General features: G+C 70.5%; 15 protein-coding genes. 10 read left to right on the forward strand and 5 right to left on the reverse strand.

What is annotated here, in order from left to right; all coding sequences use genetic code 11:
* Positions 1 to 97: 97 nt before the first annotated feature.
* A complete protein-coding gene (locus tag G3I40_RS07730) occupies positions 98 to 610 on the reverse strand; it encodes a hypothetical protein (protein WP_164301414.1) in 513 nt (170 codons plus the stop codon).
* Positions 611 to 721: 111 nt separating this feature from the next.
* A complete protein-coding gene (locus G3I40_RS07735) occupies positions 722 to 2368 on the reverse strand; it encodes a glycoside hydrolase family 20 protein (RefSeq protein WP_203643626.1) in 1647 nt (548 codons plus the stop codon).
* Between the two features lie 260 nt (positions 2369 to 2628).
* Between G3I40_RS07735 and G3I40_RS07740 the strand changes: the two genes are divergently transcribed.
* The 5 genes from G3I40_RS07740 to G3I40_RS07760 all read left to right on the forward strand — a co-directional run bounded on the left by G3I40_RS07740 (position 2629) and on the right by G3I40_RS07760 (position 6754).
* On the forward strand, positions 2629 to 3192 hold the full coding sequence (locus tag G3I40_RS07740) for a 2-oxo-4-hydroxy-4-carboxy-5-ureidoimidazoline decarboxylase (protein WP_164301425.1): 564 nt from the start codon (positions 2629 to 2631) through the stop codon (positions 3190 to 3192).
* Between the two features lie 149 nt (positions 3193 to 3341).
* Complete coding sequence (gene sdhC / locus G3I40_RS07745) at positions 3342 to 3722, forward strand: succinate dehydrogenase, cytochrome b556 subunit (RefSeq protein ID WP_100594758.1); 381 nt, start codon at positions 3342 to 3344, stop codon at positions 3720 to 3722.
* A gap of 8 nt (positions 3723 to 3730) precedes the next feature.
* Complete coding sequence (locus tag G3I40_RS07750) at positions 3731 to 4216, forward strand: succinate dehydrogenase hydrophobic membrane anchor subunit (protein WP_164301415.1); 486 nt, start codon at positions 3731 to 3733, stop codon at positions 4214 to 4216.
* Between the two features lie 19 nt (positions 4217 to 4235).
* Positions 4236 to 5990: a succinate dehydrogenase flavoprotein subunit gene (gene sdhA / locus G3I40_RS07755; protein ID WP_164301416.1), complete on the forward strand. Its 1755-nt coding sequence runs from the start codon at positions 4236 to 4238 to the stop codon at positions 5988 to 5990.
* Entirely contained in the window at positions 5990 to 6754 is a 765-nt protein-coding gene (locus G3I40_RS07760; RefSeq protein WP_164301417.1) for a succinate dehydrogenase iron-sulfur subunit, read from the forward strand. The genes sdhA and G3I40_RS07760 overlap by 1 nt, the downstream gene beginning before the upstream one ends.
* 62 nt (positions 6755 to 6816) lie before the next feature.
* On the opposite strand, the gene G3I40_RS07765 is transcribed toward G3I40_RS07760, so the two are convergent.
* Genes G3I40_RS07765 through G3I40_RS07775 form a run of 3 tightly spaced genes read right to left on the reverse strand, consistent with a single transcriptional unit; the run spans position 6817 to position 10185 of the window.
* Positions 6817 to 9315: a DUF4132 domain-containing protein gene (locus tag G3I40_RS07765; protein WP_239091596.1), complete on the reverse strand. Its 2499-nt coding sequence runs from the start codon at positions 9313 to 9315 to the stop codon at positions 6817 to 6819.
* Positions 9315 to 9710, reverse strand: a complete 396-nt coding sequence (locus G3I40_RS07770; RefSeq protein WP_164301418.1) for a hypothetical protein — start codon at positions 9708 to 9710, stop codon at positions 9315 to 9317. Before G3I40_RS07770 ends, G3I40_RS07765 begins: the two co-directional genes overlap by 1 nt.
* 31 nt (positions 9711 to 9741) lie before the next feature.
* Positions 9742 to 10185 (reverse strand): Lrp/AsnC family transcriptional regulator, encoded by a 444-nt coding sequence (locus tag G3I40_RS07775; protein WP_164301426.1) that lies wholly within the window; start codon positions 10183 to 10185, stop codon positions 9742 to 9744.
* A gap of 85 nt (positions 10186 to 10270) precedes the next feature.
* On the opposite strand from G3I40_RS07775, the gene G3I40_RS07780 reads away from it, so the two are divergent.
* The 5 genes from G3I40_RS07780 to G3I40_RS07800 all read left to right on the forward strand — a co-directional run bounded on the left by G3I40_RS07780 (position 10271) and on the right by G3I40_RS07800 (position 13470).
* On the forward strand, positions 10271 to 11197 hold the full coding sequence (locus G3I40_RS07780) for an SMP-30/gluconolactonase/LRE family protein (RefSeq protein WP_164301419.1): 927 nt from the start codon (positions 10271 to 10273) through the stop codon (positions 11195 to 11197).
* Between the two features lie 45 nt (positions 11198 to 11242).
* Complete coding sequence (locus tag G3I40_RS07785; RefSeq protein ID WP_164301420.1) at positions 11243 to 11653, forward strand: VOC family protein; 411 nt, start codon at positions 11243 to 11245, stop codon at positions 11651 to 11653.
* A 124-nt stretch (positions 11654 to 11777) separates the two neighbouring features.
* Positions 11778 to 12185, forward strand: a complete 408-nt coding sequence (locus tag G3I40_RS07790) for a hypothetical protein (protein WP_164301421.1) — start codon at positions 11778 to 11780, stop codon at positions 12183 to 12185.
* A 35-nt stretch (positions 12186 to 12220) separates the two neighbouring features.
* Positions 12221 to 12742 carry a DCC1-like thiol-disulfide oxidoreductase family protein gene (locus G3I40_RS07795; protein ID WP_343244852.1) on the forward strand — a complete coding sequence of 174 codons (522 nt, stop codon included), beginning with the start codon at positions 12221 to 12223 and terminating at the stop codon, positions 12740 to 12742.
* Positions 12743 to 12753: 11 nt separating this feature from the next.
* Positions 12754 to 13470, forward strand: a complete 717-nt coding sequence (locus tag G3I40_RS07800) for a TetR family transcriptional regulator (protein ID WP_164301423.1) — start codon at positions 12754 to 12756, stop codon at positions 13468 to 13470.
* The last annotated feature ends 209 nt before the right edge of the window (positions 13471 to 13679 follow it).

A 13679-nucleotide genomic window follows, 5' to 3' on the forward strand; every position in this document is an offset into this window, starting at 1 on the left:
ACGGGCTCACCGAGGCGCTGCGGCGCTGGCTCGGGGCCGCCGCGGCCTGACACCGAGCCCCGACGGGCTCCCCGAGTCGCCGCGGTGCCGGCTCGGGTCAGCGCGAGCTGACGCCGAGCCGGTCGAGGAGCCGGAAGAACAGTTCCTCCGCCGACGGTTCCGCCTCGGCGCGCAGCACGTCGTACAGCGGCTGGTCCCCGACCGTGCTGCCGCCCTCCGCGGCCCACGCGACGCCCCGCTCCGCCGCGTCCCGCGGCGGCAGGAAGTAGTCCTCCAGGGAACGCTCGTCCCCGCCGATGTACCCGGTCATCGCGGTGCGCCCCAGACAGGTCGTCCAGGCCCCGCTCTGCGGCGCCGCCGCCTCGACGACGGCGCAGCGGCTGTCCATGACGTAGGCGAACAGCGCGGGTGAACCGGTCTCCGCGGCAAGGGAGTTCATGCTCCCGACGTCGCGCGGCTGCTCCTCGCCCCCGCCGGGGCACTCCCACACCTGCCAGCCCCCGTCGCGCTCCTCAAGGAGCGTCAGCTCGTCCCGCACGGCGCCCAGCGCCTCGAGCTCCTTCAGCGGACTGCCACTTCTGGCCACCACGTAATAGCCCCAGTAGCCCATACCGTGTCCCCCGTCCCGGTGTTCTGTGCTGTTCTCAGCGGCTCTGTGGCCGAATAGACCACAGGGGTAAGGGACTTCGCCACCAAAAACGCAAAGTCAGCGCAGGTGCCGTCAGCCGCCCAGCCGGTCCGCCAGCTCGACGAACTGCGCCCACGTCAGCTCCGGCTTCCCCGGGTCCCACAGCTTCTGCACGGTCGCCCGTAGCGGCATCCGCACGCCCCGGGCGACCTGCGCCTGGCTCTGGGACTGCGCGAGGTCGCACCAGACGGCGAAGGTGCCGCCGAGGATCTGGTCGTCGTACTTGGCGGGCACGGGGCTCGTACCGCGCACGACGAGCGGCGTCCAGCTCTCGTAGATGCGCTGCCCGGTCGGGTAGACGAAGGTGTTGGGCTGGCCGAGGACGTAGTACAGGTACTCGTCGTTGTAGTTGGTCAGCTTCCGTCCGGCGCTCAGGTACGAGACGGGTTCGCGCGCCCCGATCTCCTTGCCCGTCCAGTACGCGACCTCCAGGCTCTTGTCGGCCTCGACGACGCCGCCCGTGTAGAAGCCGTCGTTCCACGCCTTCAGGTTCCGGTCGAAGGGCGCCATCGCCTTGACCCGGTCGTTGAGCCAGCCCTGCGCGAGGTCCTGCACGCCCGCGTTCGCCCCGTACTTCTGCCGCGCGGCGGAGGCGAGCTGCGGGTAGGAGGCCGCCGGGTCCTTCACCGTCAGCGCCCGGTACTCGTCGCCGCCCAGATGCCAGTACGCGCCCTTGAACAGGCCCGCGTACTCCTTCAGCAGATCGTCCACGATCCGCGCCGACCCCGGCTTGGAGATGTCGACGGCGCCGCGCGCGGCCACCCCGCTCGCATCGCGCAGCTGGAGGTCGGGGTGCGCCTTGATGACGGCGCCGAGGTGTCCGGGCGAGTCGATCTCCGGGACGACGGTGACGTGCCGCTCGGCGGCCAGCGACAGGATCTCGCGGACCTGCGCCTTCGACAGGTGGTCCGCCGAGACGACCTCCGGATGCGTGTCGGACTCGATCCGGAACGCCTGGTCGTCGGAGAAGTGCAGCCCCAGCTGGTTGTACTTGAGGTCCCCGATCTCCCGGATGCGGTCCTTGATCCAGCCGGCCGTGAAGTGCTTGCGCGCGATGTCCATCATGAACCCGCGCTGCGGCTTGGCGGGCTCGTCCTCGACGACCCCCTCGGGCGCGCTCGCCCCGCCGTGCACCTCCTGCTTGAGGGTCCGGGTCCCGTAGAACACGCCGGTGTCGCTCGGCCCGACGATCCGCACCCGGCCCTCGCCCACGGTCATCCGGTACGACTCGGCTCCCGCGCCGCTCGCCCCGCCGAGCGCCAGCTCGACGTCCCCGGCCCCGGCCTCGGCGTGCTCGCCCCCGTACGTGAGGCCCAACTCGTCGGCGACCAGCCGCCCCTCGTCGGCCAGGCCCGCGTCCCGGACGACGACCCGGCCGCCGTCCGGCTTCCAGCCGGGGCCCCGGGCGGCCGTGAAGTGACGTACGGCGGGGATCGTGCGCGGCGGCGACGACAGCGGATACGACCTGCTCGGCGAGGGCGTGGACGACACCGTCCGCCCGGTCTTCCCGTCGGACGGCGCCACCCCGGAGGAGCTCCCGTCCCCGTCGGGCCACATCACCGCGGTGATCGCCACGGCTCCCGCGGCCACCACCCCCGCCCCGACGAGCAGGGCCTTGCGCTGCTTCTCCACACACACCTCGATCAGCCGGGCGCCCCGAAGGGACGCGGGACGTGTCATTGAGCGGCTCCGCCGCGGGGGCGCGACCAGCCTCAACGAGTCGGCACCCGCCCACGAAACAGGACCGCGGCGGCACAAAGGCGTCAATGTCCACCGCGCGCCGCCAAACTCTCCCGTCCGGGTGAAATTCGCGCATCCGTCGGACACCCGCAATCACCCATCGCTAGCGTTACGCCACCAACACCCTGCACGCACGACCCACCAGTTCCCGCCGGAGGCACCCGCTGGCCGCGCACCGCCCCCCTCACGTTCCCGGCCGTCTGCCCATACCGGCCCAGGCCACACCGCACGGGGAGCTCACCCGCTTCAACGCGCTGCCGCGGGACGCCGCCGAGGCCGCGCTCCTCCCCTGCTGCGCCAGCCTCGCCTGGGCGCACCGGCTCGCCGCGCACCGCCCGTACCCGGACCTGGACGCGCTGCTCGCCGCCGCCGACGAGGCGGCGTACGACCTCACGCCCGACGACCTCAGCGAGGCGCTGGCCCACGAGGAGCTGCCGAGCCTGCCGGGCGCCACCGCCTACTCGGCCGCGGGCACCGCGCTGGCCGCCGCGCACCACGCCTACGAGCACCGCTTCGGGCACGCCTTCGTGATCTGCCTGGACGACATCGCCCCCGGTGAGGCGCTGGACCACCTGCTCGCGGGGCTGCGCGAGAGCTTCGGCACGGACGCGGAGGAGGAGCGCGTGCGCGCGGCGGAGGAGCTGCGTCGACTCGCCCGGGGCCGCATCACCCGTCTTGTCCGCAATCTTCCGCCCGGCCGGGGCGAGACCCCGGACGCAGCACGACGGGAAAGCGTCGCCAATAGCCCGTACGTGCCTGTTTGATTGCCTGTTTGATCACACCAGAGGCCCCCGGGCGAACGAGCCGACAACTCGTCGATACGATGACGAGCGGCCGGTGGACCGTACCCGGCCGGGCTCGTCCGACACCGAAGCCGGCCGGCCCCTAGTCCCCGCTCCCGGAGGGTTCTTCCGTGCCGGCTGGAACGCTGTACCGCGGCCGGGAAGGCATGTGGTCGTGGGTGGCTCATCGAGTCACCGGTGTCCTCATTTTCTTCTTCCTGTTCGTGCACGTCCTGGACACCGCTCTCGTCCGCGTCTCCCCCGAGTCGTACGACGATGTTGTCTCCACCTACAAGACGCCGATCGTCGCGCTGCTGGAGTACGGCCTCGTCGCCGCCATCCTCTTCCACGCGCTCAACGGCCTGCGTGTCATCGCCGTCGACTTCTGGTCGAAGGGCCCGCGCTACCAGAAGCAGATGCTCTGGACCGTCGTGGGCATCTGGGTCGTCCTGATGGTGGGGGCCCTGTACCCCGTCCTCGGCCACGCCGTCCGTGAACTCTTCGGGAGCTGAGGCCAGACATGTCCGCTGACACCACCCCCGCTCCGTCCGGCGTCGGGCCCGTCGAGAGCGCCCCGCGCTACGACGTCGACAACCCGGCCCCGTACATCGAGGCGCCGCGCAAGCGCACCTCGAAGACCGGCAGGAGCAGCCGCGGCAACTTCGAGATGGCCGCATGGCTCTTCATGCGTCTGTCCGGGGTCGTCCTGGTCGTTCTCGTCCTCGGCCACCTGCTGATCCAGCTCGTCCTCGACGGCGGCGTCTCCAAGATCGGCTTCGCGTTCGTCGCGGGCCGCTGGGCGTCCCCGTTCTGGCAGGGCTGGGACCTGCTGATGCTGTGGCTCGCGATGCTGCACGGCGCCAACGGCCTGCGCACGGTCATCAACGACTACGCAGAGCGCCCCAACACCCGCCTGTGGCTGAAGGGCCTGCTGTACGCCGCGACGGTCTTCACCGTCCTGCTGGGCACGCTGGTGATCTTCACCTTCGACCCGAACATCCGTTAAAGCCGAGGCGAGCGAACCCGTGAAGATTCACAAGTACGAGACCGTCATCGTCGGCGCCGGTGGCGCGGGCATGCGCGCGGCCATCGAGTCGACCAAGCGCAGCCGCACCGCCGTGCTGACCAAGCTCTACCCCACCCGCTCCCACACGGGCGCCGCGCAGGGCGGCATGGCCGCCGCGCTGGCCAACGTGGAGGAGGACAACTGGGAGTGGCACACCTTCGACACGATCAAGGGCGGCGACTACCTGGTCGACCAGGACGCCGCCGAGATCCTGGCGAAGGAGGCCATCGACTCGGTCCTCGACCTGGAGAAGATGGGCCTGCCGTTCAACCGCACCCCGGACGGCACCATCGACCAGCGCCGCTTCGGCGGTCACAGCCGTAACCACGGCGAGGCGCCGGTGCGCCGGTCCTGCTACGCCGCGGACCGCACCGGCCACATGATCCTTCAGACGCTGTACCAGAACTGCGTGAAGGAGGGCGTGGAGTTCTTCAACGAGTTCTACGTCCTGGACCAGCTGATCGTCGAGGAAGACGGCGTCAAGAAGTCGGCGGGCGTCGTCGCGTACGAGCTGGCCACCGGCGAGATCCACATCTTCCAGGCCAAGGCGGTCATCTACGCCTCCGGCGGCACCGGCAAGTTCTTCAAGGTGACGTCGAACGCGCACACCCTGACCGGCGACGGCCAGGCCGCCTGCTACCGGCGCGGGATCCCGCTGGAGGACATGGAGTTCTTCCAGTTCCACCCGACCGGCATCTGGCGCATGGGCATCCTCCTGACGGAGGGCGCCCGCGGTGAGGGCGGCATCCTGCGCAACAAGGACGGCGAGCGCTTCATGGAGAAGTACGCGCCGGTCATGAAGGACCTCGCGTCCCGTGACGTCGTGTCCCGCTCCATCTACACGGAGATCCGTGAGGGCCGCGGCTGCGGTCCCGAGGGCGACCACGTCTACCTCGACCTCACGCACCTGCCGCCGGAGCAGCTGGACGCCAAGCTCCCGGACATCACCGAGTTCGCGCGGACGTACCTCGGCATCGAGCCCTACACGGACCCGATCCCGATCCAGCCGACCGCGCACTACGCCATGGGCGGCATCCCGACCAACGTCGAGGGTGAGGTCCTCGCGGACAACACCACCGTCGTTCCCGGTCTGTACGCCGCCGGCGAGGTCGCCTGCGTCTCCGTGCACGGCGCCAACCGCCTCGGCACGAACTCGCTGCTCGACATCAACGTGTTCGGCAAGCGCGCCGGTGTCGCGGCCGCCGAGTACTCCCACACGACCGACTTCGTCGAGCTCCCGGAGAACCCGGCGTCGCTCGTCGAGGAGCTGGTCGAGCACCTGCGCAACTCCACGGGCACCGAGCGCGTCTCGGTCATCCGCAACGAGCTGCAGGAGTGCATGGACGCCAACGTGATGGTGTTCCGCACCGAGCAGACGATCAAGACGGCTGTCGAGAAGATCGCCGAACTGCGCGAGCGCTACCGGAACGTGGCGATCCAGGACAAGGGCAAGCGGTTCAACACGGACCTGCTGGAAGCCATCGAGCTGGGCAACCTGCTCGACCTGGCCGAGGTCATGGCGACCTCCGCGCTGGCCCGCAAGGAGTCGCGCGGCGGTCACTACCGCGAGGACTTCCCGAACCGCGACGACGTCAACTTCATGCGCCACACCATGGCGTACCGCGAGGTCGGCGACGACGGCTCCGAGTCCATCCGTCTGGACTACAAGCCGGTCGTCCAGACCCGCTACCAGCCGATGGAGCGTAAGTACTGATGGCTACTCCGACCATGGACAAGCTCGAGGCGCTCGAGGCGGACAACGGCTCGCACCTCATCACGGTCACCTTCCGGATCCGCCGGTTCAACCCGGAGGTCTCCGAGGAGTCGAACTGGGTCGACTTCAAGCTCGACATCGACCCGAAGGAGCGCGTCCTCGACGCCCTCCACAAGATCAAGTGGGAGCTGGACGGTTCGCTGACGTTCCGTCGCTCCTGCGCGCACGGCATCTGCGGCTCCGACGCGATGCGCATCAACGGCAAGAACCGCCTTGCCTGCAAGACGCTCATCAAGGACATCAACCCCGAGAAGCCGATCACGGTCGAGGCCATCAAGGGCCTCACCGTGCTGAAGGACCTCGTGGTCGACATGGAGCCGTTCTTCCAGGCGTACCGCGACGTCATGCCGTTCCTCGTCACGACGGGCAACGAGCCGACGCGGGAGCGCCTGCAGTCCGCCGAGGACCGCGAGCGGTTCGACGACACCACCAAGTGCATCCTGTGCGCCGCGTGCACGTCGTCCTGCCCGGTGTTCTGGAACGACGGCCAGTACTTCGGTCCGGCCGCCATCGTGAACGCCCACCGCTTCATCTTCGACTCGCGTGACGAGGCCGGGGAGCAGCGCCTGGAGATCCTCAACGACCGTGACGGTGTGTGGCGTTGCCGCACCACCTTCAACTGCACGGACGCCTGCCCGCGTGGCATCGAGGTCACCAAGGCGATCCAGGAAGTGAAGCGCGCGCTGATCACGCGTCGCTACTAGGACTTCCTCGTCGCACGGCCCCGTGGGCCCCGCTCCTCAAGGGGAGCGGGGCCCACGGGCGTTCAGCGGCGTATCTGGCTGACGATCGTCGGGTCCGTGACCGACGTGTCGTCCGCGAGCATCAGCGCCTTGCTGAGCACGACGGCCAGCGTCCGGTCGCCCTCGAAGGGCAGGTAACCGGCCTGCGCGGAGGCGCCGCCGCCCGGCTTCGGGACGATGCACAGGTACTGGTCGTTCGGCGTCATCAGGATGTTCCCCGACCCCAGATGGATCTTGTACGTGCGCAGGTCGCCCCTGACGTGCAGGAAGCGACCCTCCAGAGTGCAGCGGTCGGCGATCGCGAGCCGCGGGACCAGGCGCTCCAGCAAGGCCCGGCGGGTCTGTGCGCTCTGGTTCAACTCGCCGAAGCCGTACGACGTCCAGTACTCCCGGAACCGGCCGCCGGGGCCGCCGTCCTGCCACGTCGGGTCGTTGCCCACGCTGGCGACGCCCACGAACAGGTCGACGTCGCGCAGGACCTCGGACAGGACGAGCGGCGGGATCTGCGCCAGCGGCAGCGGCTCGACCGGTGCGGCGCCGTCACGCAGCCACATGCGGTACTCGCCGCCGTAGCAGTGCGCCGCGTTCTGCGGGGCGTCGATCGGGTAGAAGCGGACCTGGTCGGTGCGCAGCCGCAGGTAGCTGCCCGACTCGGTGGTGTCGACGCCGTACTCCTCGCCCTCCCCCTCGATCCAGTACTCGGCGCGCAGGCCCCACTGCGGCAGTTCGCGCGTCGCGGGCGGCGCCTCGTCGTCGACGCACAGCCGCAGTTTGTTGCGCCAGCCGCGGACCGCGGCCAGGGAGTGGAGCTGGTGCTGGCGGACGATGTGCGCCGCGAACCGGTTCGAGTACGTGCCCGTGGCGCGCTCGGCGTCGGTGAGCAGGTACACCTCGCGGTGGGCCTGCTTGAACGGCTGGGTGATCGCGTGCCGCTCCAGCCAGTCGCGCCAGGCGACGACCTCGGCGGGCTCCCGGTCGACGGGATGCCACAGGGTCACGTCGGTCCCCGACACGACCGGGTCGTCGGTGAGGGTGCGCAGCGCGCCGTCCGCGAACCCGACCGGGGTGCCGTCCACGATCCACAGGAGGCGGCGGGCGAGGGTGCCGACGAGCGGGTGGTCGAGGTAGCGCTCGCGCCAGGCGGTGAAGGCCCAGCCGCGCCGGGCGAGGAACTGCCGGTCCAGGCGCTCGGACTGGGCGCTGAGCATCTTGTCGATGTCCTTGACGGCGGCCTTGAGCTCCTTGAGCTCGTCGGGGTGGTCGCGGCGCACGGCCGCGGGCACGCTCTTGACGGTCTTCCCGTTCGCGCCGCGCCAGCACAGGGCGGCCTTGGTGCCGCGGACCTCCAGGGAGGCCGTGCAGTCACCGAGCCGTTCCTCCCGGCGGCCGACCTCGGTCAGCCCGTAGGCGGGCACGGCCAGTTCCTCGATCTCCTCGCGGGTGAGGCCGAGGGCGGTGGCACGGGTGTCCAGGGCCGCGTCGAGCAGCTTGGCGGTGGCCTTGTAGGTGACGCGGGTGGTCAGGCGGGCCAGCTCGGCGAGGGCGGTCTCGCCGTCGATGCGGGCCAGTGCGGTGACCCCCGCGTTGGCCACCTTGGGGTTGACCGGTCCGAGGCCGGACACCTTCTTGAGCGCGGTCTCGACGAGCGCCCCGAGGGTGCGGGCCGTGTCCGGGTGGGCGGGCAGCAGGGCGAGGCACCAGGCGATGCCGCGCAGGGCGTCCGCATTGCACGGGTCGAACGTCAGGTTCGGGTCGGTGCCCCAGCGGCGGTGCAGGAGCGGGTGGGTGCGCGGCCGGCCCACGCGCCGCAGCCAGCCCGTCAGCCGCTCGCGCACCGCTTCCGCGCCGAGCGGCTCGATCAGGGCGCGCGCCGCCTTGTCCCACTTGGCGGAGGGGCGGGCCGCGGTCGCGGTGCCCGCGTGGGCCAGCAACTCCCGCCACTTCGAACCGTGTTCCGCCACGTCGGCCAGGGCCAGGTCGGACCAGGCCTCTCCCGGGTTCACCACGGGCTCGGTCAGTCGTTTCACCAGCTCTCCGAGCGGTCTGTCGTGGTGGTACCGGTCCAGAGCCGTGCGGCGCACGACCGCGACGAACGCGCCGGGCACCTCCCGGCCGTCGGCTTCTTCGAGCTCGGCGAGCCGGACCAGCTGGGCGTGGTCGCGGTGCGTGTCCTGGTCCGCGGCGATGCGCAGCAGAACGCGGCGCTCGTCACGCGACTGCTCGGGCACCGTGGTGCGGCCGTACGTCAGGGCGTACAGCAGGGCCACGATGCTGCGCCGCGCGGCCATCTGCGTGCCGGCTGCTTCGTAGCGGAGGGCCAGCGTGCGCCTCAGGGCCGCGGAGTACTGCTCGTCCGCGTCGCGCAGCGCGTCCACGATCTTGCGGCCGAGGTGCGCCCACTGGTCGTCCGTCAGCACGCCGAGCGCCAGCAGCTCGGGGACCAGGGGCTCGATCTGCGCCCGCTCGATCAGGCCGAGGCACTGCTCGGCCTGGTGCGCGTACTGCGCCGGGGTCGCGGTCATCAGCCACCCACCAGCGGCACGAGCTTCAGGAACGTCACCTCGACGCCGAGCGCGAGCTCGATCTCCTCGTCCACGTCGGTCACCTGGCGGTCGCCGACGAGCACCAGGAACCCGTTCCCCGCGAACGCGGCCAGGGCGCGCGCGGTCTGTGTCTGCGGGTCTATCCGCCGCGGTGTGCGCAGCGCGTACCCGTTCAGCACGCGCTCCGTGTCCTCGGGCTGGACCAGGCCCTGGAACACCTGGGCCGCGGAGTGCGCGTGGAACTCCGCGACCTCCTGGAAGACCCGCCGGCGGATCAACTCCCTTACCGTGAGCCGCTCCTCGGCGATCTCCAGGCCGAAGGACGCGGCCCTGCCCCCTGATGTCGTCTCGTCGACGAACGTCACCATTCCCATGCCGAGGAACGGTACGAGGCACCACTGACAATCAGTCGGCGGCCACCGCGACGGGCCGCTCGAAGAACGTCTCCAGGACCACCGTCGCCTGCGTCCCGCTGACTCCGTCGATGGTGTACAAGCGCCGCAGCACGTCCTGGAGTTGCTCGGTGGTGGCCGTGCGCACCTTCACCAGGAGCGAGGCGCTGCCGGCGATGACGTGGGCCTCCACGAGTTCGGGGATCGCCGCGAAGGCGTCCCGCGACTCGCCCATCCAGGCCGACGACTCGACCATCACGAACGCGAGGACACCCCGGCCCAGCGCCGCCGGGTCCACGTCCACGGTGGTGCGCCGGATGACGCCCCGCTCGCGCAGCTTGCGTACGCGCTCGTGCGTCGCGCCCGCCGAGAGGCCCACTTCCTTGCCGAGTGCCGCGTAGGCCGTCGTCGCGTCACGCTGCAGCGCCGCGATCAACTTCCGGTCAATCTCATTCACGATCTCCATGGCGCAACCATATCTGGTTCTGCCATAGTCGGTCCCGGCAGAACAAAATTCGGTTCAGAGCTTTCGGAGGCTCATCGTGTCCACCCAGACAGTCCCCGTCTCGTACGAGATCCTGGACGAGCGTTTCCGCACCGGCCGGTGCGCCAACGGCGACCACTTCTTCCAGGTCCTGCACAGCGGCGGCCGCTGGGTCGAAGGACCCGTCTACCTCCCCGCCTGGCGCCAGCTCATCTGGAGCGACATCCCGAACGACCGGCTGCTGCGCTGGGACGAACAGAGCGGCGCCGTCAGTGTCTTCCGCGCGTCCTCCGGGTACGCGAACTGCAACACCCTGGACCGCGAGGGCCGGCTCATCAGCTGCGAGCAGGGCAACCGGCGCGTGACGCGCACCGAGCACGACGGGACGACCACGGTGCTCGCCGACCGCTGGCAGGGCAAGCGGCTCAACAGCCCGAACGACGCGGTGGTGCGCTCGGACGGGTCGATCTGGTTCTCCGACCCGGACTTCGGGATCACCAGCGACTACGAGGGCTTCCGCGCCGAATCGGAGATCGGCGCCAACAACGTCTACCGGATCGACCCCGACAGCGGCGAGGTACGGCTGGTCGCCGACGGGTTCGGAGCGCCGAACGGGCTCGTCTTCTCGCTCGACGAGAGCCAGTTGTACGTCTCCGACACGCGCGGCGGCGTGCTCCGCGTCTTCGACGTGCGTGACGACGGGACCCTGTCCGACGGCAAGGTGTTCGCCGAGATGAAGGAGGGCCTCGGGCGGTTCGACAACATCCGCTTCGACGACGCCGGGCGGTTGTGGGCGGCGGCGATGGCCGGCGGCGTGCACTGCTACGACCCGGACGGCACCCTGCTCGGGCGGCTGCTGACCCCCGAGCCGGTCGCCAACATCGCTTTCGGCGGCACCAAGAACAACATCATGTTCCTCGCCGCCTCCACGTCCCTGTACTGCCTGATGACCGCGGTGACCGGGGCGCCACGGATTCGCCGCTGACGCGCATGACGATGGAATTGCCCGATCCATGGCTAATCTGACGGTATGTCACTTGAGGCGAACGCGCTGGAGATCCTCGGCTTCGACAACACCCTGCTGCCCGTCGGCGACCTGCCCGAGGCCGTCGCCTTCTACGAGCGGGTCGGGCTCCCCGTGAAGTTCCGTCTCGACGAGGCCGGGATCGCCCTGCTCGGCGTCGGCAAGGAGACACCGGGGCTACTGCTGCGCACCGAGGACGGGTTCGGCCACCGGCCGCCGTCCTGGCCCGCGGCGCGGCTGTGGCTGGAGGTGCCCGACGCCCGCGCCGTGGCCCGCTCCCTGAGCGCCGCCGGCATCACCCCGCTCGACCCGCCCTTCTCCACCTCCACCGGGTACGTCGTCGAGATCGCCGACCCGTGGGGCAACGTCCTCGGGTTCACCGACTACCTCAAGCGCCCGGAGCTGGCGCGGAGTTGAGCATTCCGCTCACCCCTCCCTGAGACCCCCGTCACGTACGGCACCTCTCGCTTGAACGTGTTCAAAAACAGGTCTACATTCCTTCCCGTCAGCGTTTTTGAACGCGTTCAAGGAGGGGTGGGGCATGGACCTCACAGTTGTCGCTTACGTCGTCTACCTCGTCGTCAGCCTCGGGCTGACCATCTGGGTGGCGCGCACCCTGAGCCGTAACGGAAGGGTCTTCCTCTCCGACGTGCTGCAGGGGAACGAGAAGGTGGCCGACGCCGTCAACCACCTTCTGGTGGTCGGCTTCTACCTGGTCAACCTCGGGTTCGTCGCCCTCTACCTGAGCGGCGACGAGACCATCGGAACCGCCCGCCAGGTCTTCGAGGCCCTCTCCACCAAGCTCGGCGTGGTGCTGCTGGTGCTCGGCGTGATGCACCTGGGCAACGTCTTCGTCCTCAACAAGATCCGGCGGCGCGGCGCCATGGAGCGTGAGCAGCGGCCGCCGGTCCCGCCGCAGGGGTGGGCCGCTCCGGCGACCCGGGCGTGACAGCGGTGGGCAGCACGGGGAGCACGGGGGAGGCTGTGGACCGGGACGCCCGGGGGGACGTCCCGGTCCGCCGGCTCACCGTGCTGTACGACGCCGAGTGCCCGCTGTGCACCTTCGCGCGCGGCTGGCTCGCCAGGCAGCGGCAGCTGGTGCCGCTGGAGTTCGTGCCCGCCGGCTCCGGCGAGGCCCGGCGGCGCTTCCCGGCCGTCGACCACGCGCGGACGCTCAGCGACATCACCGTCATCGGGGACGGCGGGCAGCTCTACCGCGGGCCCGCCGCCTGGGTCGTGTGCATGTGGGCGCTGCGCGAGCACCGGGCCACGGCGCACCGCATGGCCACGCCCGCCGGCATGAAGGTCGCCAAGCAGGTGGTGCTGGGCGCCGCGAAGTACCGGGAGGCGATGTGGCAGCGGCGGCAGACCGGGGGCGGGGCCTACCGGCGCGAGGACGGATGGTCGTACGACCCGAAGGACGGCTGGTTCCATCAGCCGTCCGGGCAGGCGACTGCCGCGGCCGGTTCCGACGCCTGTGACAGCGGCTGCCGCGTGGGCGATTAGGCTCAGGGACCGTGGCAGCACAGAAGGCCGGGGAGACCGGGGGCAAGGGCGCGAAGAGCGAGCAGACGCGGGCGCTGATCCTGGAGACCGCGATGCGGCTGTTCCGGGAGCGGGGCTACGACAAGACGACGATGCGGGCCATCGCCCAGGAGGCCGGGGTCTCCGTCGGCAACGCCTACTACTACTTCGCGGGCAAGGAACACCTCATCCAGGGGTTCTACGACCGGATCGCCGCCGAGCACCAGGCGGCGGTCCGGCCCGTCCTCGACGCAGAGACCGATCTTCAGGCGCGGCTCGCGGGAGTGCTGCGGGTGTGGCTGGAGATCGCGGAGCCGTACCACGAGTTCGCGGCGCAGTTCTTCAAGAACGCGGCCGATCCGGACTCGCCGCTCAGCCCCTTCTCCCCCGAGTCCGAGCATGCGCGGGAGGCCGCGATCTCCGTGCACCGGGAAGTGCTCGCCGGGTCCAAGGCCAAGGTTCCGGCGGAACTTGCGCAGATCCTCCCGGAATTGATGTGGCTCTCCCAGATGGGGCTCGTCCTGTACTGGGTCTTCGACTCCTCACCGGAACGCGAACGCAGCCGGCGGCTCGCCGAGCGCGGGGCCCGGCTGACCACACGGGGCGTGGCGCTGGCCCGGTTCCGGGTGCTGCGGCCGCTGGTCCTGGAGGTGCACGAACTGTTCATCGACTTCCTGCCGGGGATGACGCAGCCGCGCGCGAAGGCCTGACCCTCCGGCCCCCGACCCCTCTTACCTTTGCCTCAGCTTCGGCCGGTACGGTCGGCTGATGCCCGGCACTACCCCCTCCGCCCCGCAGCCCCACCAGCAGGTCAGCCGTCGTACCGCGCTCGGTCTCGGTCTCGGTGCGGCCGCCACGCTCGCCCTGCCCGCGCAGTCGGCGTCCGCCGCGCCGGCCGTCGGCGGCGCACGACTCGCCG

This window comes from Streptomyces sp. SID14478, from assembly GCF_010548525.1.
GTDB lineage: Bacteria > Actinomycetota > Actinomycetes > Streptomycetales > Streptomycetaceae > Streptomyces.